Below are 24440 nucleotides of genomic sequence, written 5' to 3'. Positions count from 1 at the left end.
TTTTGGTTATTTAACCCCATATTGAAGCGTGGCAGCAAAGCGGTTTGCCGCAGCCATTTTGTTGATAAGGCCATAAAACGCTATCCTTCTGTAAAAAACAAAAGGATGCAGGATTACGGATATTTTTTGAAGGCGGCCCGGTTAGGCGCTTACATTAGATTCATATAATTGATAGATCTTTTTAGAGAAATTTATTTACGCATTCTTTGATACGGGTAATTCATTCCAACGAAGATGGCGGTTTTTACAGCTATGTGGTAACTACCCCAACAACGTCGGGATTGTTTGGAAATACTGGAAGACCGTCATGGCTCACGTTCAACCATTGTCACCAGCCAGTTACCGATCGAGCAATGGCATGACAGCATTGGCGATTCCACCCTGGCCGACGCCATTATGGATCGTCTGGTGCATAACGCTTACAAGATCAATTTGAAAGGCGAATCGTTACGAAAAAAGCAGGCCAATTTGACGACTAATCAAGAGATCGAGTAAAAAGCAAAAACCCGCGTCGCTATCGCTCCGACCAACCCCTCATGGGGGTGGCAGTTTTCACCTGGTTTAGGTGGCAGCTTTCCCGTGGAATGGGTGGCAGATTTCACTGGAATACGCACCCAGCTCAACGGCAGCTTCATGTGCTTTATTTCGAGGACAATGCGTGAATTCAAGCAACGGACGCAAAACGACAGCACGACGACGCGCTTCACTCCATTCCTGCTCTGCGATCAGCGAAAGGTCAGTCATAGAACCCCCTTTTTGCGACGTGCTGACGTCGACTTCGACAATTTGCAACGTGCTGACATCGGGTTTGAACGATATTGACATCGACTATGACAATTTAGTTTCTATCAATCAAGGTAATATGCGGGTTTCCGCTAATTGCTGCTGACACCGACTTTGAAAAGTGACAATACCATTAATATTGGTGGTGTCATTTTCAGAAGCTTGTGGCGACGTGGGGCGGTTGACCGCATACTTTGTATCTTGACGACCAAACAGCTGAACCGTAAACAACGCTTTTGCGACTACTGGTTTTTTTCGAGCCTCGTCAATAGTCTTTGCTAACGATCTTTCCGCTATCGTTGGATTTTAGGGAAAATTTGGTATATCGGCCAGAAGCACTCTATCGAGATAGATACTCCTATATCTTCTGGAAATCGGAGTTATCAAAACTTTTCTTTAAGGACATTTAAGTCATTTTTTACTTTAATTGTTTTTGGATTATTTACTCCAAGTTTATCTTCATATATCGTTAAACTGCGCTGATAGTAATACTGGGCGTCGGCGTAATTTCCTTGAGATTGATAGAATATAGCCAAATTTATGAGGCTATTGGCGACATAGGGATGATATATTCCAAAGTATTTCTCTCTTATTTTAAGACTACGCAAGAATAATTGCTTTGCCTCGACTGACTTGCCTTGGGATTGATATAGCAAGGCTAAATTATTGAGGACAAAGGCAATATTAGGATTTTCTTCCTTTAAGGGGTTTTCAAAAATATTCAAGCTACGCTTAAAGTAATACTCTGCTTCGGCGTACTTTCCTTGAGTTCTGTAAAGTTCTGCTAAATTATTAATAATAAGCGCGAGATTAGGATGCTCTGGATCCAGAGCGTTCTCCAGGATCGTCAGGCTACGCTTAAAGTAAGGCTCTGCTTCGGCATATCTGCCTTGACTTTGATACAGCTCAGCCAGATTATTGAGACTATTAGCAAACCTAGGATGCTCGGAACCCAGAGTATTCTCTAGGATTGTCAAGCTACGCTTAAAGTAAGGCTCTGCTTCGGCGTATCTGCCTTGATTTTTGTAAAGTTCTGCTAGATTATTGAGACTATTGGCAACATCAGGATGCTCGGGATCCAGAGCGTTCTCCAGGATTGTTAGGCTACGCTTAAAGTAAGGCTCTGCTTCGGCATATCTGCCTTGAGTACGATACAGCTCAGCCAGATTATTGAGACTATGGGCAACATCAGGATGTTCGGGATCCAGAGCGTTCTCCAGGATCGTCAGGCTACGCTTAAAGTAAGGCTCTGCTTCGGCATATCTGCCTTGACTTTGATACAGCTCAGCCAAATTATTGAGACTATTAGCAAACCTAGGATGCTCGGAACCCAGAGTATTCTCTAGGATTGTCAAGCTACGCTTAAAGTAAGGCTCTGCTTCGGCGTATCTGCCTTGAGTTTCGTAAAGAACCGCTAGATTGTTGAGACTACTGGCAACATCAGGATGCTCGGAACCCAGAGCGTTCTCCCGGATTGTTAGGCTGCGCTTAAAGTAAGGCTCTGCTTCGGCGTATCTGCCTTGAGTTCGATATAGCTCAGCTAGGTTATTTAGGCCAACAGCAACATTAGGATGGTTAGCTCCCAAAACCTTCTCCCAGACATGCAGACTTTGCTGATAATAAGGCTCTGCGTCGGCATAATTGCCTTGAGATTGATAAGTTGCCGCTATATTATTTAGACTAAAGGCGACATTGTTGTGGTAGTAGCCTAATAACTTTTTATTGATTTTTAGGCTGCGCTTAAAATAAGATTCCGCATCAGTATATTTTCCTAGTGTTTGGGAAATAACGCCTGCTTGATTTAAATATAAAGAGTTGTTGGGCTGAAGCTCTGCTGCTTTTCGGTAATATTTGTACGCAGCCATGTAATCAATTCGGGTATATGCGAGTTCTCCAAGTTGGTTGGCAGCTTCGGGTGAAAAATTATTTCCTTTTGCCAAGACTTGTTTAAAAACATCTTCTGCTTTGGTTGAGTCACCTTGGCCTAAACTGCTTTGTGCTTGCTTAATTTGCTCTTGTGGTACTTCAAGCCTAAGATCAGCTAAAAATTGATAGGCGTTGGTCAATTTCTCTTTGTAGTCAGCTAAAGTCGCCTGCGGATTGGCCTGCTTTGCTGCCAGACTAAATAGTTGTTTTTCTAATACGGCGATTCGTTCCTTGTCCTCCCGCCCAGTCTTAACAACTTCTAGTCTAACTTCCAATTCAAGGCGTTTTAAACCGGTTTCGTACTGTTCAAGGGAAATACCTATGAAATTGTTTGTTATATTATTCTGATCGCCTTGAATCTGATTAATTTTCCCACTCGACGAGTTTGTGGCCGTTTGGTTACCGGTATAACCCTGTCCATTGTCGAAAATAATCATTGAAGGTTTTGAATCTTCGGGTTGCTTAACCAGTTTCAATAAACCGGTACATACGAGCACCACGATGGACAATGCTTTTTGGTTTTTTTTGATCAATAACCAATCCCAATATTTCTTGAACCTTGACTGATTGGTAGGGTTTTTTGAGTGACTATTCGCAACTTTTTTTCCTTGATTGTCTATCAAACCGCCCCCCTTATAATGAATTTTGCCGTGGTTTAGAACATGGTTGTTGGCTACCGATCAAAAGTGGTTCTGAACAGCAGATTAAACTTAATGCCTTTTATGCCACCAATAGCGAATAGAATCACAAGCAAATTCACTGGTATCACGACTGGTTCCAATGCTGACATAGGGCTTCATTTCGCCCTAGATCGTAAATGGCATGCGGCACAGCCACCCCTTCGGCCAACGTGTGAAAGTCATGATCTAGCACTTCAATGGTTTCAGTTGTATAGATCTTAACGTCAGCGTTATCGATATACTTATGCCCGTTTTTTGTGATGGTACAGGTCATTACTATCAATTTACGAACGAATCCTTACGCCTAGCCTTGTATGATGAATTTTAACAACCGATTGCCCAGAAAAACCGATTAAGCTTTCACCGTTCATTGGGAGGCCGTCGTACCCTGAGGACTAATCATTGATCAGAGCCTGTCAAGTAGATTGGCCCCCGCCATATTCACCCATACCGTGGAGTATCCGAGGCTTAGAGCCTGCATACACAAGGAAGGAAGGTAGGTGCATGCGCAGGGTCGGGAACCGGTGAATAGTGTACTTCCCTTTAACTGTATTCAAAAACGATTATGGGAGAGGGGCAGATCGTCCACTACAGGGCGGCCCACTTTCACCCTTCAGACATTCCCAGAATTGTCATCTCCCATTCCAAAGCCTGTGGAATGTGCGTGCTCTCTGTCGCCTTTTCCGCCTTGAGGATGGAGTAACCAAGCTTCGCGGGTGTGGGACGGTCAAACGACACCCATTTAAAGATACCGCGGCGGAGCAGCTTATCTGTATTAGGGTTCAGCACTTCGGTCCACATGTTCTCTGGCGAAGGCAAAGGGGAATGTAAAGCACACCAAGCGGCTTGGCGCGATGGGTCGACGGTCACGAGGGAGTATATTGCTTGAGGCGAAGGCAAGCTCGAACGGTTCTTCACCGGAACTATTATACACGCGGTCGCCTGCTTGCCGACAGTGCTGGTCACATTCAGCACGAGCGTATCACCGGGATGCACTGCTCCATTGATTCGACTGCGCATGGACGACGTTGGCAGTGCATAGAAAACGTTGAGCCAGAGAAATACAGTGGCCACTGGTTCTTCGCCGGGCTCAAGGTAGAAAAGCAGGTCTTCCGTGGCCCCGCCTTCACAACGAGTAACTTTTGCAGTCAGTTTGAAATCGGGCCTATCAGTCGATGGTGGACTTACGAAGAGGTCTGGACTGTTTGTCTTCACGCGCACGACCGCCGTCTCGTTCGGAGTAACCGAAGGCCTGTCGATCCAAGCGTTGAACACCTCCTTCGGCTTGCTCGAGTCGAATACCTCGTTCACGCTGACCGGGTCCACACGCGACAGCTTTCGGTCAAACACCGGATCGCAGAAAAAGACGGTTCGCCTCAGGATGGGTAGCGGGTAGCGGTCCTGCACAGGTCCGCGCACAGGCAGGACAAGCAGGCGCAATGCGACGAGCTCCAGAGTCTTGCGCGGTTGCGTGGGCTTCACGACAAGCACTGGATCAATCCATCTATTCAAACCCTCCTCCGGGATGAAACCGCATACGAATGTGCAGTCACCAGCAGTGATGCACTCCCCGCCACCCAGCGAAAAGACCAGCTTGTCTTCGCTCTTAATTCCGTTCTCTTCCAACAACGCGATCTGCGTGAAGTCGATCATGCGGGGCCCGACACGCAAGCCGCACCTCAAGTGCTTGGCGGTCGCGGCCTTCTTCAACATCCAGAGCACGAGATGAGCAGGCGTTGGCAACGGCTTCGAATCTTGATTGAGCACAACGCAGTTCACCACCACGGAGCCCCGCCAGACCGGCGTTGCTCCGCGTGACACGGTCACCAGTCCGTAGGGTTCCGGCAGTCCCAAGAGAAGGAGCCACCGCGGAATTTCGGTTTCGAGCGCTTTGCCGTCCGTCTCCTGGAGCGGCGCGGCAATCGAGTCCCATGCGCCCGCCAACGTCATGCAAGTTTGGGCCTTCATGCCGTACCAACCCACCGGGCGGCGCCAGGCCTGCTCGTCCTTGCCATTCTCAGGCAGTGCGACAGGCCTGGGCCTGCGAATCGTGCGCACCGTGGCTGGCCCAGCATCGGCAGGCTCGAACTGGTGATGCTTGATGTTCACGCTGCGCATACCACGCAGCCCCATCGTTACGAAAGCGCCCGCGCGGGCGGCAAAGTCGATCCCGCTTGCCGCCGCCGGAAGCCACGTCTGGATGCTCCGTGCGGCAGGCAATGCAGGGTCCATGCGAACCAGCGCCTGTGCGAGCTCGTGCGCCGAAGGAACCAGAGGGCGCGCGGACGCCGCCGCATCCCGCATCCAGGGCGCAGCGTCGTCGCGCTGGTCGGGCGTGAACGCATAGGAGACATGTTCCCACTCCTGGATCCAGACCGTTTCAGTCTTGCCTTGTTTCCGGCGTGCCATATCGAGCGTAAAGGGCTGGCCCATCAACAAGGCGGTGTTGATGCCGCCCGCGACGCCTGCCATCGCAAGCGGAGCAGCGTATTGCCGCGGTGCGCGCACCCGCGCACGCACTTCGGCCTTCGACTTGTCCAAGCCCGTTGGCGCTGGCCACGTAAGGCGTCCGTCCACGGCGTAATTGACATTGCTGCGCAGGGCACGCACCTGGAACTCCAGAGGATCGCGGTCCACGGCAGGCATTGGGCAGTTGCGGTAGCTATTGCCGGCATCGACGACGCGACGCACGACGAAAACTGGCTGGGCCATACCGGCGATCGCTAGCGCGATGAAGTGTCTGTCGTCGTCCACCGCTGCATCCGCTTCGGAGAGCGGAATAGCCACTACCCCTTGAGGACCGCCCACGATCAGGTCGCTGCGCGTGGCGTCGGACACTGCCCCAGGCTCTGCGCGGGCCATGACCGTGCCGGGCTGCAATCGGATGGCGCGCGATTCGACCGTCATGGGCTGCGCGTCGTTGGATGCGATCCGCTTGCGGGTCCCGGTGAGCATACTCAGCGTCTCACGGTTGGGATCTTTGCCATTTCCCAACGAATCGAGCAGTATGGCCAGCATCAGCGCCGCACGCGGATAGGCAAACGGAAGCAGCTTCGGGCTCGACCCGCTCTTCGGGGTTCTTCCGGGCCGCTGCAGCTGCTCCATGTGCCAGCCCGGCAGGATTTCGGGATCGCGCTCCGCGAACCAGTTGCGCGCGAGCACGAACCCGCCTAATGCGGTCGTGGTCTGCAGGTCACGCGCGAAAGGCAAGTCGCGGCGCAACGGTTGCGTGACCAGGTCGCCCGGCGATTGCGCGCGCGCCGCGTCGGCGAGGACTACCTGGCAGACGATGTCGTGCCGCGACATGCGAAGCTTCGTGTCTGCGCCCGCGACCTTCAACAGCGGCGCCAGCGCCCCAGCATCGCCCAGCGCCCCGACGAAGGGAAGGTGCAGCAGCAAATAGGGAGCTGTGGCCGCTTCGCTGGAAGTCTCGGCTTCATCGCGGCACAAGGCCGTCGTGCCGCCCAACATGATCCACGTGTCGTCACCGACGCCGCCAGCGCTCAGCGCATCCACGATCCGCTGGTCGAACAGGCCGGCGAACCCCTGATCAACGCGCCGCACGCCGGGCCTCAGGAACGCGTCCGTATGCTTGTCATCCGGTAGACCAAGATAACCCGGCACGAAAGCGAATCCCTCGTCGCCATCCTTTTTTTCCCAGGTCGCTTTCAGCCCCGAGGCCAGTGCCGACGGGCGCCAGAACTGCAGCTGCCCCAGGCTGCGGACTTCGCGAGACACGCCGCCTGCGATCGTGAATCTGTGAATCGTGTCGACCAGCCAGGTGGACGCCTGGCTGGCGGCGGCACCTGACATGCGGACGCCTTTGCCCGTCGCCGCCCACTCAAAGTCCTCGCCTTCTATGCAATGGTCCGCCAGCAGGAACGAAGCTTCGTGCTCGACATCCTGCATATCGGCGAAATCGATCACCTGCGTATCGCCCGCGAAGTCGAAATCGACCGCATTGGGCTTGGGCCACTTCACCAGGCTTTTCTGCTTCCAGATGCCGTCGAAGCGCAGCGTGTCGCGAACCGTCGATGACGCGCCGGCGTGCAGCATGTGTGTGATCTGCAGTCCGCCGACTTCCAACACTAGTTCGAGAAAGTGCGTCTCTAACACGAGGCTCGTCTCATTCACCGGTGCGAAGCCCAGACACACGATTCCGTCCTTAAACGTGGCAGGCCCGTGCCCCGGAAAGATGTCGACGTCTGGGGCCGCGTCTTTCTTGCGGCTGAAGACGCAGGAGCGCCGCCCCGAGACGATTTGCGCGTCCCACTCGATGCCGTTGCCGAACCAGTTCAGAATGGCCGTGGTCGATCCTGGCGCGCGGGCTACTCGCGTGTGGGTGATCACGCAGTTCACGCCCTTGCGCAGGACGGCTTGTATTTCCACCATCGACAGCGTGGCAAGCTGCAGGTTCACGACGGCACGTGTCACCTGCACGCCCATGGGAGGCGCATCGCCGGCGACACCGCCACTCGCCTCGGGGTCGGTCGCTTTCACGTCGTCGAGGCCGATGTCGAAGTCTGCCGTGAAAAGGCGTGCGAACAGCCTCGGTCTCCTGAGCCACAACTGCCCCTGCTCGACTTTCAGCATGGCCTGCAGTTGCGGTGCGCCGCTGAGGATGCCGTCCTGCAATTCGAGATCCAGGTCCCATGTGATCGGCTTGCCGTCCACGGTATCGATCGATGTGATGGCCAGCGTATCTTGCTGCGTACCGGTCATCGTAATCGTGACACGGCGCCGCGTGTCGGCCGCGACGGCGCGATTGTCGGCGCCCAGCACCAGCGCACCTTCAACCACGACCGTAGAAACCGCCGTTCCGGGGTCCGACCACGCCAGGTTCTTCAACGCCGTCGGTACGAAGCGGAGGCAAGGCCCTAGCAACAGCGGCACGATCGCCAGGTCATCGCTGGGTTCGGACAAGGACCACGTCCAGGCTTGCGCGGCTTTTGCAGCAAGCTCGGCGGGAGCGGCCATGGCCATTGTTCCCCTGATCGGCACGTCAGTGAAAGAGAGCTCCCACGCCACGCCCTGCAGGCCACCCACGGCAATCGGCCGGTTGGTTCCCAGGAGCCAGAACGCTCCCGCGGGCGTATCTTCGCCCTTCACCTGCCGCCAGATGAGGCCGGACGACACGGCAAGCTGGTCCATCCAGCTCACGCCGCGCCCGTCGCGAATGAAACGCACGCCATCCGGTTCGCTCACACGCTCCTCGACCGACCAGCCGACCAGCTTCGGATCGGCTGGTCCGCCCGCCGCACGCACGCTGCACTGCTGGCCCGTGAACGCGAGCACACCGACTGGCCCCTGCAACAGGTCGTCGCCGCTCGGGGTCCATGTCCAGTCTCCGTCCTCGAACGAGGCGTTTCCGTAGCGCACCGCGCCGGTCTCATCGACCACCAGCGTGTCGTCGACCTTCACTTTCGCCTTCCACTGGAGCGGCGGGTATAGACACTGGGCTTGCACTGTGATCACCGTGCGCATGGGCGTGGCGGGAAACATGTCGCCCTGCTGCGTCGACGCGTTCACGCGCAGGTTGATGTTATCACGCATCAGCCGCGCGAGCGCCCCCGGGTCCAAGGCCGTGACCACTGGCGGCGCCTGATCGGGCGCATCTTCCGGCGGCAGCGACGCGCGGGCATGCGGATCGTCCCACAGCGGCAACGTGTAGCTGCCCTTGGCGCGATAGTCGCCGGGCGATGCGGGCTCCAATTCGACACCGGGCAACGTCAAGGCCACGAGCGGGACCAACGCCGCTCCGGCGGGAGTTCCATCACTACCCTTCCAGTCGGTGACGGCTGCCTTGAAAGTGGCCCGCGTGCTGGCCGACAGCCGCGCCGCCATGCTCAGCGGCGCTTCCAGTTCAAGCACGCCGGCGGAGGCGTCGAAAGGCGTGAGCGCGCGGCTCGCATGCGGCCGGTTCGAAGTGGGGTCCGAACGCGTCGCAGCCATGACTTGCACGCTCGGCAGGCGTTCATGACGCAACCACGCGCGCTGGGTCACGCAGTCCGGCGCAGTGACACGCAGGTTTACGGCAAGCTTGACCTCGGCCTCGGGCAGGAGTGCATCGCGCTCGCCGCCTTGGTCCCACTCGCCATGAAGTGGTTTCTGGGCCTTGATGCGCAATGGATTGAGCACGAAGGGGGCCGCCGTGGACGTAGCGTCGCAGCGCCGCAGCAGCAAGTCGAAGAACGCGTCGGGGTCGTCCGAGGCAGCCGGCAGCGCGTCATGGCCGTCGGGCGCAGTCGCGGCTAGCCAGGTCATTCCCCGCACCGCCATCGCGAAGTTCGCCAGCACGATGTCGGCGTGTGACAACGAAGCGTCGATCGTCGTGCCGTCCGCAGCGACAGCAGGCAGTTTGAAGGTCAACGAAACAGAGAAGTCCTGCGGCTCGTCCAGCTGGAGACTCCATGGCGCGCTGGGCGAAGTGCTGGCGCCATAAAACTCCGGGCGCCGCGTGCCGATCCACAAGGAGCCTCTCGCGTCGGGCGCATTTCCAGGCTGAATGACCGGCGGCAACCTCGACTCCCCGGTCTTGGGATCCACACACGCATCGAACGGAATTTCCGCCCACCCGTCCTCAAGCATCATGAAGCCGACCGCCGGTTCCTTCGCCAGCAGCTCGGCTGAGTCTTCGCGGCCATAGGCGCTGAAGAGCCGCCGCCGCACTGCCTTCGCATCGTGGACAAGCGGCATCGCCTCGAAGGTCAGCACCTCGTCAGAGTCATACCATGCGTAGCGCGCACGAGCTTCCAGTGGCGAGACCTTCGCAGGCGCACTTACCTCAAGCGTGTTCGGCGTTCGCGTAAACGTGACCTTGCGCGTGAGCTGCAGCACCTGCAGCGGCGGGAGCACCTGACTATCCAGCGGCTGGTCCGCCAGCGTGATCTGCGCCACGCCTTCGGGCAGTTCGAACTTGTTCCAGTCGATCTCGATCTTCCGCCCTTGCCGGGTTACAAGCCAGCTTAGTGCGGGCAGGTCGGATTCTAAGGAGAAGGCAAGGCGCAACCATGCGGTAGCGCGCGTGGCCGCGGCAACCACGTTCAGGCTCCGCCACACCCTGTGCCAGGCTGCGCGGGATTCGGCTGGCTGCGGATTGACGAACTCGACACGCACCTCGTGGTCGACGTACTGCATGCGCAAGCGGGTGGAAATTGGCGCGCTCCCATCGGGCGGCGGCACCGTTGCGTTGAACACAATGCCGTCCGGCATGAGTTCGACAGGTTCGGAGGTGTCCAGATCTGGAAGCGTCCCCGGCAACAGCGTAGTTGAATCGAGCTGAAGCGATCCCGCCTGCAGCAAATAGTCCGGCACGATGATCTGGTCGTTTGCATACTTTCCTATGTCCGGTGTCCGGGTGTCCGGATGCTCCCACAACGGACTGACTTGGGCTCGTGCATCGTGCAGCAGCATCGCCTTGGCTGACATACCAAAAATCTCGATGTTGAAACGGCTTCCGTCCTTATCTGTGCTCCTGAGGAACAAGTCCAGCAGCAGCGGATCGGTGAATCGCACGTTGGTCTGGCTACCGACGGAAAACTTGAACTCCATCCGACGCGACTCGGTGCGCAGCATCAGCGTGCGCAAGCCGTGCGCGCCGGGTGTGCCGTCTTCGGGCACATGGCCATTGGCCGGCACGCGCGGCGTACGGCCGTTGAGTTCCCATAGCGCCTCATTCGGGCGATCCGGATTGCGAGGGCCGAAAATCCGAATACGCCCCAGTCCACTGGCTTCGTCGTCGATGTCGCTCATGATCTGCTTCCTGTGATTGTCTCGATGTTCAAACCAGCGCCACGGGCGCCAGCTCCAACGGAATCGCGTCGCCGCGCGTGGCGCGGATCACCAGTTCACCCGCGTCCCACGCCCTTTCCTTTTGCGCCGCCCACAGCGCGTCTATGCGCGCTGCTCCGGCCCCGCCGGCGCCGGCGGCCCGCTTTGCCTCCGCATACTGCGTCTCGGACATGAGTTCGGGCACGAGGTGCCGCGGGCTGGAGCCCGGCGCGAGATCAAACCCCGCCGGCGCCGCGGGAACAGCGAAGGCGGAAATCCACGGCACCGTCAACGAGTACTCGTCGCCGAACGGCCATTGCTGCTTGAGGATAGGCGCGAGTTCCAGGCGCAGTGCCGCGGCCAGCGAATCGTCAAGGTTGCCCTCGGCGCTTGCCAGCGCGGCCAGCCAGTCGCCGATCACCTGCTTGAGCTGCTCCCTGTCCGCGTCGTTCTCCGGGCGCTTGAGCTTCAGCTGCCGCATTTCGTACGTCGGAAAGTAGCCAAGCTCCGCGGCCTCGGGCAGTCCCACTTCCGCTTGCGCGAGCGCGCTCCACAGGCTGGCCGCAAGCGATAGGCGCGTGGACGGTTCGGCGAACCGGAGCACGAGTGCGTCAAGCCAGTCGAAGCTCCAGCCGCCCGGCACGCGGAACGCATCTTCCGTCGCACCGAGGGCGGCCTTCAACGCCGCGTTCAACATCACCGGCGCCGAGAACGGTGAGACCTGGATCGCGAGTTGCCGCGTGCCGCCGATGTCGTCGCCCAGGTCGCATGTGACCTCCCAGTCTTTCGCGATCGGCATCACTTGCAGCGTCGGATGGCCGAGTGTTGCGGCAGACGAGCGGAAGATTCGCGCGAGCGGGCGCACGCTGCGCTGCGGGCGCAGGGGCGTCGCCTTGGAACAAAACTCAAGGTCGTAGATCACCTGCGGGTCGGGCAGGAACGAAATCGCGTCGCTCCACAGCGTCGCGGTCGCCTCGTCCGTCGTGTCGCGATTGCGCAGCACGGGCAAGTCCACACGATAGCGCACCGATTTCGCCGGCCCTTCCTGCAATCTCGCCGGCGCCATCGCGGCCAGCAGGTTCTCCCACGGGTGGCCAGGCTTGACGCCCAGCTTGCCATCCGTGATCATGACCAGGCTCGCATAAGCCTGCGGCAGATAAGCGGCAGTCGCGGGCGACACCGCGATGCCGGCGCTGGCCGACGCATGCACAGTGTGCCGATACCAGTGCGGCAAGTTGCGCACGACGCGCACTTTGGCCTGCGCAACCGACTGGCCCTGACGTTCATGCGCGACCAGCAATTCGACGAGCGCCTTCTCGTCGAAGGTGTCCGTGGCAGGCGGCTCGACCAGATGGTGGCCGCCCTGGTATTCCCCCGACCAGGCCGCGTCCGCGCTGTGCAGGCCCAGTTGCCACGCCAGGCCCGCGCGGGAGAGGCTGCGTGCGAGCGGCGCATTGTCTTCGTCGAGGACTTGCTCGGGGTGCAGCGGCAACGCGAAGACGATGTCCTTGCCCGGGATGATGCCCAGCCGCACACAATCGGCGGCCGGCTTGACCGTCACGAGTTGCCCATCTTCCACCCACCACTGCGTATCGCCGATGCGGCCGAGCGAATAGGCGACCTGCGGCAGCACAGGCGCCGTGCGTTCAATGCTGGAGATGACGCGGCTCGAATGGGGAGCGGGGGCCGGCGCAGGGAGTCGAGCAGGAGCGATGGCTTCCAGCGCGCGCGAAGACAAGCCGGGTGGCTCCTGCGTGTCTTGGTTCGCGAACAGTTTCTTGTCCATCTCCACGCCGCAATCGCGCAGCAAGTCGGCATAGCGCCATTGCGGAACGAGCGCAAAGGCACGGCGATGGGCCCAGCCGTCGGCTTCCGGCAAGGTCACGCTGATCTGCCCGATCGCGTTCGCCGCCGCGAACACGGGCTGCGTCTGCTCCACCGCGCCGAAAGCGAACCGGGATTCGACGTTGTCGGGATCGCCCGCGAATTCGAAGTAGCGGCGGTTCCACTGCCGCCACTGCCCCTTGCGCTCGTCGAAGTCTGCCCGCGCGAGCGTCGTTGCATCCTTGTGGTGAGGGGTGTCGTCGATCGGCTCCGTAAGCGGAAGGGTCATCGCGCGGCGCAACGCAATCCAGAAGGCTCGCCACCCCGGGAATGCATCCGGCTCGTCCTTGAATGGGCGATCGGCCGCTTTAATCCTGGGACGCATGGAAATCCGGATCATCGCGAGCATCTGCTGCGTGTCCAGTTCGGTTTTCTCGAACGCACCGTTGTCCTCGGGCAGTCGTTCGAACGCAATGCGCTGTGTCATCGCGCCGGGTTGCAGCAAGCATTCGACGAAGAGGTACTTCCCGTAGTCCTCCTTCAAGTTCGACGGGTACGACTTTTGCCCTTGAATCAGCGCCGCTTTGGTTTGAATCAGTGCCTCTTTGACCTGGGCCAAAAGCTTTCTTGGCTCGAGAAAGCAGTTGTTGAAGCTGTCGTACAGGCGCACGGTCACACCAAGCCCGAGCCGGTCCAGCGCGGCCCAGCCATAGGGGTCCGCCGCATCGCCCGTCACACCCATGAACTCATCAAGCTGCGTGGCCTTCACAATGGGCGCAGGCCGGCGGTCGACGTCGAACAGAACATCCGGGTCCGTATCGCCTTTTTGGCGCCGACGCATGTGGGTGAGCATGCATTCGATGGCCGGATGAAGGTCGCGCTCGAAGTCCATCGCCACGCGCTCGGGGTCCTGGTTGGCGGCCTCGAGGGGGGTCGCCCCTCCTTTCGGGTCCGGCTTCTCCCACAGCGGTTGGAGCTCCAGGGTCCAGCCGGCGCGCCGATCGCGGTCCCAGTCCGAGCTGTCGGCGTATTCGGCCTCGGTGTTCGGCACGACGGTGAGCGAGCGCAGTGCAGTGCGCAGGTTCGCCGGATCCCGGGCTTCGCAACGGAGGCGGACAAATTCTTTAGAGCCTTCAGTGCCTTTGGGTGTGATGATGTCAAGCGTCCAGCCCGTCGACTCGTCAACCTTGTACTCCCACTTCGAGTCCTCGCCCTTGAACTTCGGATGAACCATCTCCAGCGCGATGAGGTCCGGTGTGCCATGCACGAGCAGCGCCTTGATCAATTCCGAGGAGGGCTCTGGCAACGGGTGCATGCGAATCGGGAATTTAGGCCAGTCGATCGACGCATCCGCAGCCGAGGGCCACCATGCGCCCCGGGGCTCGCGACGCAAGGCATGGCTCGGGTAGCGCATCTTCCAGTTGCTCGGCTCGCCGATTTCGCCGGGCACGAGCCTCACCCGCTCGTCGCCCAGCAGGCGCACTTCGCTCAGCCGCTTCGCCGCGGCCCACGAGCGCGAGTCGTCGGGATCGAGCCCGGTGTCCAGGCTGAGCGAATACACATCGAAGCCGCTGCGCAGCCGGAACCGCCTCGCCTCCTGCGGCTTTGCGCCGAACGGCCTGAGGTTCCAGAACAGCCTGGAGACCGCGCCGAATTCCGGATGGAGATTGAGCGTGGCTCCCAGCGGCGCGTCCGCGGGCAGGCTCGGCTCCGGCAACGCGGCCCGGCCCGGCAGGACCATGACGTCTTCGCTCGCCACAGGAGCCATCACACCGGCATTCACGTCCGAGTCAAACGGCAGCCGGACAAACTCGAGCGCAGGGACCTGCGTCACGACATAGCGGTCCTCCCACTTGTCCGGCGATTCGGTTCCGTCTTCCTCCTTCACCTTGACGCGACCTTTGACTTTCACGACGTGCTTCATGGCGACGAGGCGGCTCGAGCTCACGTCGGAGTACTTGCCGTCCTTCTGCTTCTTCAGCACCACCTGTGCGAGAAGTGTCCAGGACTGGGGGTCGTCCAGCCCCTGGATCAAGGATTGGAGCCCGGCCAGGTCCCCCGCACCGGGCGAGGCAGCGGAACGATGGAATTTCCAGACAGGCCCGGGCAGCGGACCCGCCGAAAGCTCGACATCGAAGTAATGGTCGCCCGGCCGCGCATCGAGGCCGGACCCGATGGTGGTCGCGAGCGACCGCCGGCTCTCGGCATCTGAGCCGTACTGCCCGGCAGGCAGGATCGACTCGCCCCGCGCGACAACGCGCCACCAGAGCGACATGCCCGACGGCACCTGCTCTTTGGCAGCGGTGGCTGCATCTGCTTCGAGGTGGATGTCGAGGTCGAACTCCTTCGCCTTGCCGGTTCCGTTGCCGGACTCGTGCGGATCGACCTTCAGCGTCGCGATCGTTTCTGACAGGCGCGGGAACTGGTAGTCGCCGCCGACCGTCGCAACGAAGTCGCTGCACGAGGGGGGGAACGTATCGCTCACGCACACCGGGGTCACGGCGTAGCGCACGACAGCGCCGGAACCGGGACTGAACATCTCGTCCATCAACGTCGGCGCCACATTTTCAAAATTGTCCGTGAACCGGGTGTTGCTCACGTGGTGGAAGCGAACGAATGTCTTCCGGTCGTCGTCCCAACTGTATTCCTCCTGCACGGCGCACGTGACGGTGACCGGCGCGCTCGCGTATTCCGTAATGCCCACCATGACCGACCGCACGATGCTGTAGTGCTTGAGGTAGGTTTCTGCTTTCGGCAATCCATCCGCCGCATCCTCACCGGGCCAGCGCAACTTCCAGTGCAGCTTGACGGTCTTGCCTTCTACACTGATGCCCGTGTCTTCGAAGCCGGGGTGCTTGTATTCATACCGCAGCTTCGGGGGATTGAAGACCTGGCACAGGTTCGACGGCGCGTATTCAGCTTCATTGCCCGGGTGGTCGATCCGCTTCAAGACCCTGACCTTCATTCCAGCGTCATCCAGCGCATCCGCGACTTCCTTGGGCACCAGCATCGTGAGGCCCAGGTGCGCGACATGCGCTTCCTTCTCTGGTACCACACCATCCTGCGCGAGATCGAAAAGATCCGAAGCGAACTTGTGCAAAAGGAAATCGCGCGCTTCGTGACAGCGCCGGTCCGCCGGGTCCTGGGTGATGGCGCCGAGGTAGCCGCCCTCCTGCCTATTGAACTGTTCCTGCTGCGTGGTAGGCACTTCTTTCGGGAAGGCCTTCGGCTTCGGCCAAGGCTCCTGGTAGGGCTTGTCCGTACTGACCAAGTCCGGATTGTCTGCCTTCGTGCGGAAGGCCGCAAAGAACAACTGCGTTAGGCTCGCTAGGCCCTGCTGTTCCCTGGGCGTGTGATCGCTGCTGTCCTTGTTGGACTGGGTGTAGCCCAGCGAGGCGTCCCATTGAACGAAGGTTGAGATGAGATTTTCTTTGTCCAGCGTTACGCTTTCCCAGCTGCCATGCTTGAAGTAGAAGCACTGCTTGCCCTGCAGTTTCTGAGGGATGTCCGAGAACTCGATTTTGTGGTCCTCCTTGCCGGGGTGGGCATTGGGGGGACATGCATAGAAGGACGAATGCCCCTCATCGAAACTCTCCTGCGGCAGGAAGGTCATGTAGACCCAGTTCCGCGGATCGAAATTCTGGATCGGCACATCCTTCGGCTTGGCCTTCGGCGTAGAGAGCACAGCATGGAAATCGGTCGCGCCAATTAGCTGGCCATCGCTGTTCTTGAGTGCGCGTTCAAACCCGGATGGCACCTTTTCTTCGTGCGGCACCGGAGCCAGCTTGCTTTCCGGGAGATTGGCCGCTGCAGCCTGCACGCGCGCTTCGCGCCGCTGCGCGCCGACGGTGGCGGCGTTCATGTTTTCCTGGTCCTGCTTGCTGATGGGCGCGACAGACGACGGTGTGTCCTGGATCAGACCCAAGTTCATGAAGCGGCCAACGCGCGCGGCCGCGTTGTCCACCAGGCCTGGACTCATCGCAAGCCCGACCGACAGCCCGAGCGAGCGGCCAAACACCGACACGGCGATCGTCGCGCGAATCCGTGCGCCGACCTGACCGTCGCCCTGACCGTCGCCCTGCAGTGCGAGTTCCGCCACCACGTCGATCTGCAGGCTGAACGAGAACGACGCGCGAATGGTGATCTTACACAGCCACGCGTCGATCTCCAGCCAGGCGGACACCCGGAATTCCACGGACACTTGCAGCGAGAACAGCGAGTAATAGAGAGAATTGGACGCGTTGCGCGAATCAAGATAGCCGATGATGCGCGCAATGAGCGTCGCATATACTGAAGCGGAAATCGAGATGCCGACTACGCCCGCGTCGAGGCTGCCGGACATGTCGAAACTCAACTGCCCTTCGAGGTTTAGTCCCGCGAGCACAGCGCCGTCGTGCACACGGAAGATAGCGCCGCCTGCGACCGTGACGTTCACGCCCGCGATGTTCTTCGACCAGCGTATGCGGTTCGGCCAGCCCAACTCGAAGTGCAGAAGGCCCGGCCGCATGTAAAGCGTCGCGTCGTACTGGAAGTCCCTAATCCCGTCTTTGAACTGCTGCGGCAAAGCCAGTCGTCGTCCGATCTCAACGCCCGGATTGCTCACAAGGCGCGCGAGGAATTCACTGCGCGCGCCGGCAAGCACGATGTAGCCGGTGAGAGCCTGCTTGCCGGTCAGGTCGTTGGCGCCGATAAGCCGGCCTTTGTCCCAGTCGTAGTAGCTGTAGCCTAGCCAGCCGTTGGCCGTCATCATGAAGGTGCTCTTGCGCATGGCCAGCACGGCGTTAAGCAGCAGCAGGTTGGGAAGCGGCTCTTCCTCGTCCTTGTGCCACGTGAGCGTTTCCGCCGGCGTGCTGGCACTGCTCATGGAGAACATCGCGCGCGCCACGAGCGTGAGGTCGCCCTGGTCGGAGATGTCCCAGGTGTCCAGCTTCGAGGGCTCCAGTGCGGTCAGCGCAATCTTGTCGAGCTCCTTGATGACGTCGATCAGGTTGTCTGCTTCGTCGATCTTCTTGATACCGACGTAAGTGAAGTAGTAACCAAGCCCCAGCCCCGCTTCGCGCAGGTAGAACGGCACCGGACCGAGCTGGAAGTAATAGCTGATGCGCTGCGCTTCCAGATAGACAAACCATGCCAGGCGCGGCGATGGCCACCCGGGCTTGCGTATCTCCACGAAACCGAACGACGCCGCAAACGGAGGCAAGCCCTGGATCGCGACTCGCCCCTGCCCCATGAAGCCATTGGCTTCCAGGCTCAGGTCGGACTTACGGCTCAGGAGCACGTTGGGTGGCATGCGTCCATCGACCGCTACGACCTTGCCCTCAATTTCCAACGCGCTGCCCAGGCGCAAAGCGAGCCCCAGGCCTTCGCAGCGGATGCGCGGGATGATCGAATCCTTTCCCGGCGCGATGTACAGCTTGTGGAAGTCGCACTCGGCACGTACCACGTCGCCGCGCTCGGCGAAACGGACCTGCCCGCCGATCACCAGCGCGAACGGCCGGTCGTCGAACAGGTTGGAGCGGGGTTCGAACCCGATGCTGCGCACCTCGAATAAGAACATCTCGAAGAGTGCGGCGCGCACCGGTTCGTCCAGCGCGACGACGAATGACAGGTTCAGCTTCTCTAGCTCGCGCTTGATGATGTCCGAGGGGCCGCAGATGGGGCAATCGGTGAACCGCAGTTCCACGTTGGCTAGCTTCTTGAGCATGCCCTCCGCGAGCTCCGACACCGTGGGCTTGAAGAGCGCGGAACCCGTGAGGAATGCGCAGAAGTGCAGTTTGCCTTCGGCCTTGAAAACACGAAGCCCCAAGGACTCGAGCCTGAACTCGAAGTGGGTCTGGTCGCTGCGGATGGCGTTGCCTTTGGACACCAAGTCGAGCCGGCCGTCGAGGAGATCGATGTTGCCCCCGCCGGTGTCGCCGAAATCGAGCTCCAGCTTTACGTCAACGTTGCCCAAGAGCTGCGGTGGCAGCTTGCCATTGGCCTTGAGGCGGAAAGACTCCGCTCGCCCGTTGCTCACCTTGATGGCCGCTTCGTCGAATGTGAAGTCGGTCTCCAGCCCCGGCAGCTTCAGCGTGAACCGCTCGGCAAGCTTCGCGTCCAGATCGAGCCCGCCACCATGCACCACGAAATGGCTGATCTCGAACCTCAGGTAGCGGCCCTGCGTGTCCTTGTCCTCATTGTCCAGCGCCGTGAATTGGAGCGAGGCAGTGACCTTCTCGGCTAGGTACAAGCGCGGGTCCGAGCTGCCTAGGTCGAGGACGAACTGCTTCTTGTCGACGGAAGCGCCATTCTTCGTGAAAGTAACCTTCATCCCGAAGAGCTCGAACTCCGACTTGGCGTCAATATAGATAAGACCGCCCTTGAGCGAGGCCGTCATTTTCCGGGCGTCGAGCGAGAGCTGAAGGGTGGATTCGATTTTGGCTCCCATGACGTGCAGGAATACGTCCAGGGGTGTGTTAAACGTGCCCTTGTCAAGTCTCAGTTCGCGACCGCCGGCGACTTCGTTGTTGATCTCGATGTACTGCTTCAGCCAGTCACCTGCCCCCCCGGACGATGACTCACTGGGAGCAGCGAGAAATGGCAAAAGGCGCTTCTTGAGATCCGCCGTACTTGGAAACTTCGCCGTTACCTTGACTTGCTCTTCCAACTGCACCAACTCGTAGCCATCGAAGGCAAGGTCCGGACGGTCCAAAATCGGCAACGGCTTGGTGAGCGCCTGCAGGAAAGTTGCCTGACCGTTTCGAACACCGAAGGGTACTAGGCTCAGCCGATCGGTGTTATTTGCATTGAAGTTGACGCTGATTAGCTTAGCTGGCGACTTGCCATCGACTGTCGCATCGCCTGTCGGGCGCTCTAACTGGTCGGTAGCGAACCAGAGATCCGTCCCGAAGTACAACAAATTATCGTTTGCCTTGGCACTTTGTGGAGTAACCACGGCGTAGGCGCCCTGTGCCCCATCGCGAAGGTCGATCAGCAGCGCGAGATCGGCGTCCTTGGGCGCCTTGAGTTCGAACCCGCCTACCTCTTCCTCGAATTTGCCTGTCGAACCCGCGTGTCTCAGTTGCACGACGAGCTGAAGCAGTCGGCCATTGGTCGCGTCCAGCACAAAAAGGACTTCCAAATGCCCGAGCGATTGCGCCGCGGACCGAAGGAGCTTGAACAACTTCTCGAGAACCGATTGAACGATCCGGGCCAGACCGGTCGCGCCGCGACCGATCGCGCCTAGAATCGCAGCAAGTACCTCCACGAGGCCATCCGTGCTGGGCAGAGTGGCACCCGGCATGCGGAAACTGAATGCGATACCGTTCAGCGAGGGGAGGTGCTCAATTAGGACGCCCGCAACATCGTTGAGCGTTGGCTCGAGCAAGTCGATCTTGCGCTCCCACCCCTTTGCACCGGCCTCAACCTTCTGCTCGAATTGGCCGTTTCGAAATGGCAACCTGAGGCACGCCTTGATCTGTTTCGTGGGCTGCAGGGCGGGGAAGATCGAAACCACCGCTTCGACGCATCCCACCCACTCGGCACGGCCGTTATCGACGTCAAGTGCAAGTTCGAGCCAGGAATCCTTGTGCAGGAACACGGTGAGATTGCCCAAGGGCAAGAAAGTGAAGTCCCTTTTTCCCTGCAACTTTGGCAGGAGCGCCTGGAACGGCGCCACGGTCACCTTACCGTTTTCGAGTTTGAACTCGAGGTTGCCTAAGTCGATGGCATCCGAGCCGAATGCGCTCACCTCCACTTTGGAGACTTCCAGTCTTGCCTTGACACTGCTGGTCGTTCGGTCGAACGACACTTCCAGTTTCGCGACTCCAGACGTACCTTTGATAGGGAGTCCCGGCAGGGCCGGCAAGCGAATGTCAGGGGTGATGCTGCCTGGGTTCCAACCCGTCCAGTCGAAGCGTGGGAACTCGACCGACGGCAAAGCGACGCCGAGGGACGGGATGTGGAGAGAAAGCGTAGGGATCTCCGTGGCGGCAGCGACATCGATGCGCCATACCATCACTATCTCCAACTGCGCCCCGTTCACGTCGGCCTTGCACCGCGCTGTGAAGGCGACAAACCCCCGAAACTCCGCATAGCCGCCTGTGTTGGACAGACTCGCGCCCAGATTGAAACTCGCCAACCCCGTGACGGTCGATCCGGAGGGTAGAGCCAATGCTCCAGCGAACTTGCCGTCGGCTTCGAGAACGAGTGCAGCGGTAGATACGCGCGTGACCAGGTCATGCCAGCGGTCTTCCAATTGCTGCGTGCCGCTGGCCAGCTCCTCTCGTATTTTCGGGAGGTTCTTCAGACGTTGCACGCCGCCTTCATCCAGCAGAAGTTCGGCTGGCACGTCGAGCGGCGCAGCTAGCTTGAAGGTGGCCTTGGCGTTGACTGGGGCTCCGTAGCTCAAATCGATTGCTGTGGCGCGCCCCGCGCCATCTGTCGCGAGTTCTAGCTTGAGGTTCTTCGTGTCCTTCGATTGCAACAAAACGATAGTCACGCTCTCACCTCCATCGCGTTATCTATAGGCTCAATTTATACGATCGCTGCTAGGCAATGTCGGCTGTGGTTATCTAATTCAAACAATTTGAGCATCAGAGCATGGCCGGCTTGATGGGCTGGGCCAGCGTCCAGCCCAAGACAGTCAAAGGGTTCGAGCGTTTGGGTGCTCCCGCAGTCTGCGGCGGTAACAATGCGAAATGAACGTGTGCCGAACTGAAGCCGAGTCCCGGTGGTATCGTTGCACAAATGCCGTCTACGCCTGCATTGCCACTGCAGCCGACATAGCCGACCACATCGCCCTTTAGCACGCTGCGCGTTTCGCCGTTCTTGGCCTGGAGGTGCCCGTAATGAAATTCGTAAATCTTGCCGGCGACGGTGAACCTCAGCTTTGCATAAAGTCCTAGGCCATTGGCCTGCTGTGCATAGCTAAGTTCACCGTTACACACGGCGACAATTTCCGTGCCGACAGGCGCGTAGATGTCTACTCCCCAGTGCGTCTTGGCAGGTGGCCGAGAGGCAAGGTATTCCGACCATTCTGGATGCCAAGCGAGCGCGCCGGGCGTTCCGTATAGCCCTCGCAGTTCACCAGCCAAGTTGGGCTGAGCAATACCGCCTTGCGTTGGATACAGGAAGGTTTTGAACAGTGAGTTGGCGCGATTTTCAGGCTTGAAGATGAAAGGCGTGGCCTCATCTGAAGGCGTCACGGGTAGAACTTCATCGTCGATTGTCGGCATTTTATCCTCACTGTTAAGTAAGCAATTGCTATTCAATAGGCTTGCCCGCTGATATCCAGGAAAATAAGCCGTTTCGAGCCAAGTTCAGCAGGGTGATAGCGAAAACACAATGCCAAACATAATTCTAATTTAATTCTGAAAAAAATCCACACTTATCAATCGATTTTTTGTACCAGTACAAATGTACCAATTGGGGAATCACTAAAAAGTTCTGGCGCAATTGCTTAGATAACATCAAACTGAATGGCGGCACTATTTTGGAATGCCGTCATTGAATAGCAATCGTAGAAAGGTAGAGTGGATATGTGGCGCGGTAGCGTTAGGTTTTGCTTGTCTGTCTGTTTCCGCCTCTTTCGTTTGGCTGTGCACCCAATAGCACGAACCTTGACCCCGTTTCCACATCCCCTTCATCGAACCCAGCGAGCCTATCTCAGGCACTGGGTTCTCGGACAAGACAGCATACCTTCGTCCACGGAAAGTTATCCTCAGCTGGGCAAGCCATGGCAAGAACTCGTAAAACTTACACCAGAATCCCGCTTGCCAAGATTTAGGTATAACCGCAAACATCACCACTTGGGAGATGGTTGCTTCTCGATTTACTATCCAGGTTCTTCCTTCACTTCAGCCTGTGACACCTTTCGCAGCTCTCGTAACTTAACGGAGTTTCCCCAATCTCCTCTACTTCGCCACTTCCAGTACCGGTCTTGAACTAAGGCCCCTTCCCTCCACCGGCATTACCCGGTTTCCTCGGTATTACGGGCTTCTCCGCCACCCCAAAACGCCCAGTCTAGCCGTCACCAGCCGTTCAGGGCATCTTCGGTCAAACCATGGCTGTCATGAAGTGCCTGCAAGCGTTCTTCAGGGCGCCAATCTTGGGGGTGCTTAGCCAAGTTGGGATTGCGCGTATCGGGGGGTGTACTGCGTTTCATCCAGTTTTTTAAGGTATGTATGCTGAGGTTAGATTGCGTCGGCAATGGCTTGAATCATTCGGTCTCCACGATTGTAAACTTTTGCCAGGGCTTGCTCTTTGAATTCATCAGAATATTGTTTTTTGAAGGGATTCATTTGTTATCTCAAATTTAAAGGGAGCTGAAAATTTGAGGCGAGATCTATTGTGACGCAGGGGGTAGTGACCTTCTACATTGAAGGCTTCAGCCATTTCGTTACCTTCATGGGGGGCATGCAAAACCGGGGGGAGGCTGTCAAAGCCAATCTTTGTGGTAACGGAAAACATGTGTTTTTCGTATGGTCTTCCGATAAGCTGATAAACCGTCAAAAAATATCTGATCAGCCCCTCTCACCACCTCAAATAATGTACGGAAACTATTGTCGGATTTAATCTGACCTTTTACACTATGCGGAAATATTTCCTATGGAGTTTTCCGTACATGCTGGTTGGCTATATGCGCGTCTCGTCCGAATCGGATCGTCAAACCACTGATTTCCAACGAGACGCACTGCTTGCGGCTGGTGTGGATGAGCGGCATTTGTTTGAGGACAGAGCAAGCGGTGCGCGGGATGATCGACCTGGTCTCACCAAAGCGCTTGAGTTTGTCCGAGCGGGTGATTGTCTGGTGGTCTGGAAACTGGATCGTCTGGGCCGCTCCTTATCGCACCTGCTGAATATTGTCACCGGCTTAAAGGAGAAAGGTGTCGCATTCCGCTCGCTGACCGAGCAAATGGATACCACCACACCGCACGGTGAATTACTGTTTCACCTCTTTGGCGCGCTCGCCCAATACGAGCGGGCCTTGATCCAAGAGCGGGTCAAGGCGGGTATTAGCGCGGCTCAACGCCGAGGACGGCAGAGCGGTAGGCCGCGCGCTCTTGATAGCGAAAAAATGGAATCCGTGCTTGCGGCCCTCGAAAGCGGTACCAGTAAGGCGTCAGTCTGCCGGACGTTTGGTATTCCGCGCAGCACCTTGATTGATAGCCTTGCCAGAGTGGGTTGGACGGGACCAAAGTAGAGGGCTTCATGTCAGAACTCGGCTATTTTTGCCCGGTTACGCAAATCGAGTCCCGATTTAAAGTAAACGGCGTACCGACTAGGTAGACCGACAGATGCCCCTGTCTTTGGATTCCTGCCGATACGTGATTTTCGGGGAATGGTTGAAAAACCACAAAATCCGCGAATTTCAATTCTTTCGCCATTGGCGACAGCGGCGATCAGTTCCGACTTTGTCATCTGAAATGCGAATGTTCGACAGTGAGTTAATTGTCGAGTAGTAGCGCAGTTTCAAGA

General features: G+C 58.3%; 10 protein-coding genes and 1 pseudogene. 2 read left to right on the top strand and 9 right to left on the bottom strand.

The features are described from left to right. Positions 1-267 precede the first annotated feature (267 nt). Positions 268-495: pseudogene (locus tag A1359_RS01995) on the top strand (ATP-binding protein); the annotation flags it as partial. A 66-nt stretch (positions 496-561) separates the two neighbouring features. Here A1359_RS01995 and A1359_RS01990 read toward each other — a convergent pair. From A1359_RS01990 to A1359_RS23395, 8 genes are all read right to left on the bottom strand, one after another. Continuing rightward, positions 562-825 carry a hypothetical protein gene (locus tag A1359_RS01990; protein WP_066977245.1) on the bottom strand — a complete coding sequence of 88 codons (264 nt, stop codon included), beginning with the start codon at positions 823-825 and terminating at the stop codon, positions 562-564. 341 nt (positions 826-1166) lie between these two features. Further along, on the bottom strand, positions 1167-3332 hold the full coding sequence (locus tag A1359_RS01985) for a tetratricopeptide repeat protein (protein WP_066977242.1): 2166 nt from the start codon (positions 3330-3332) through the stop codon (positions 1167-1169). Between the two features lie 87 nt (positions 3333-3419). Next, positions 3420-3509 carry an ISAzo13-like element transposase-related protein gene (locus A1359_RS23585; protein WP_198159237.1) on the bottom strand — a complete coding sequence of 30 codons (90 nt, stop codon included), beginning with the start codon at positions 3507-3509 and terminating at the stop codon, positions 3420-3422. Then, positions 3475-3663 (bottom strand): hypothetical protein, encoded by a 189-nt coding sequence (locus A1359_RS01980; RefSeq protein WP_066977239.1) that lies wholly within the window; start codon positions 3661-3663, stop codon positions 3475-3477. The genes A1359_RS23585 and A1359_RS01980 overlap by 35 nt, the downstream gene beginning before the upstream one ends. A 332-nt stretch (positions 3664-3995) precedes the next feature. After that, complete coding sequence (locus tag A1359_RS01975; protein WP_066977237.1) at positions 3996-11141, bottom strand: hypothetical protein; 7146 nt, start codon at positions 11139-11141, stop codon at positions 3996-3998. Between the two features lie 28 nt (positions 11142-11169). Beyond that, complete coding sequence (locus tag A1359_RS01970; protein WP_066977234.1) at positions 11170-21462, bottom strand: hypothetical protein; 10293 nt, start codon at positions 21460-21462, stop codon at positions 11170-11172. A gap of 94 nt (positions 21463-21556) precedes the next feature. Next, complete coding sequence (locus A1359_RS01965; protein WP_066977231.1) at positions 21557-22198, bottom strand: M23 family metallopeptidase; 642 nt, start codon at positions 22196-22198, stop codon at positions 21557-21559. A gap of 794 nt (positions 22199-22992) precedes the next feature. After that, positions 22993-23127 (bottom strand): hypothetical protein, encoded by a 135-nt coding sequence (locus A1359_RS23395; protein ID WP_269747865.1) that lies wholly within the window; start codon positions 23125-23127, stop codon positions 22993-22995. A gap of 426 nt (positions 23128-23553) precedes the next feature. On the opposite strand from A1359_RS23395, the gene A1359_RS01950 reads away from it, so the two are divergent. Next, positions 23554-24165 (top strand): recombinase family protein, encoded by a 612-nt coding sequence (locus A1359_RS01950; RefSeq protein ID WP_456297532.1) that lies wholly within the window; start codon positions 23554-23556, stop codon positions 24163-24165. Between the two features lie 11 nt (positions 24166-24176). Here A1359_RS01950 and A1359_RS21735 read toward each other — a convergent pair whose 3' ends face one another. Then, positions 24177-24383: an HU family DNA-binding protein gene (locus A1359_RS21735; RefSeq protein WP_083960445.1), complete on the bottom strand. Its 207-nt coding sequence runs from the start codon at positions 24381-24383 to the stop codon at positions 24177-24179. Positions 24384-24440 lie beyond the last annotated feature (57 nt).

This window comes from Methylomonas lenta, assembly GCF_001644015.1.
GTDB lineage: Bacteria > Pseudomonadota > Gammaproteobacteria > Methylococcales > Methylomonadaceae > Methylomonas > Methylomonas lenta.
Note: the sequence above shows the minus strand (reverse complement) of the source record. Positions and strands in the feature narration are given on the sequence as shown.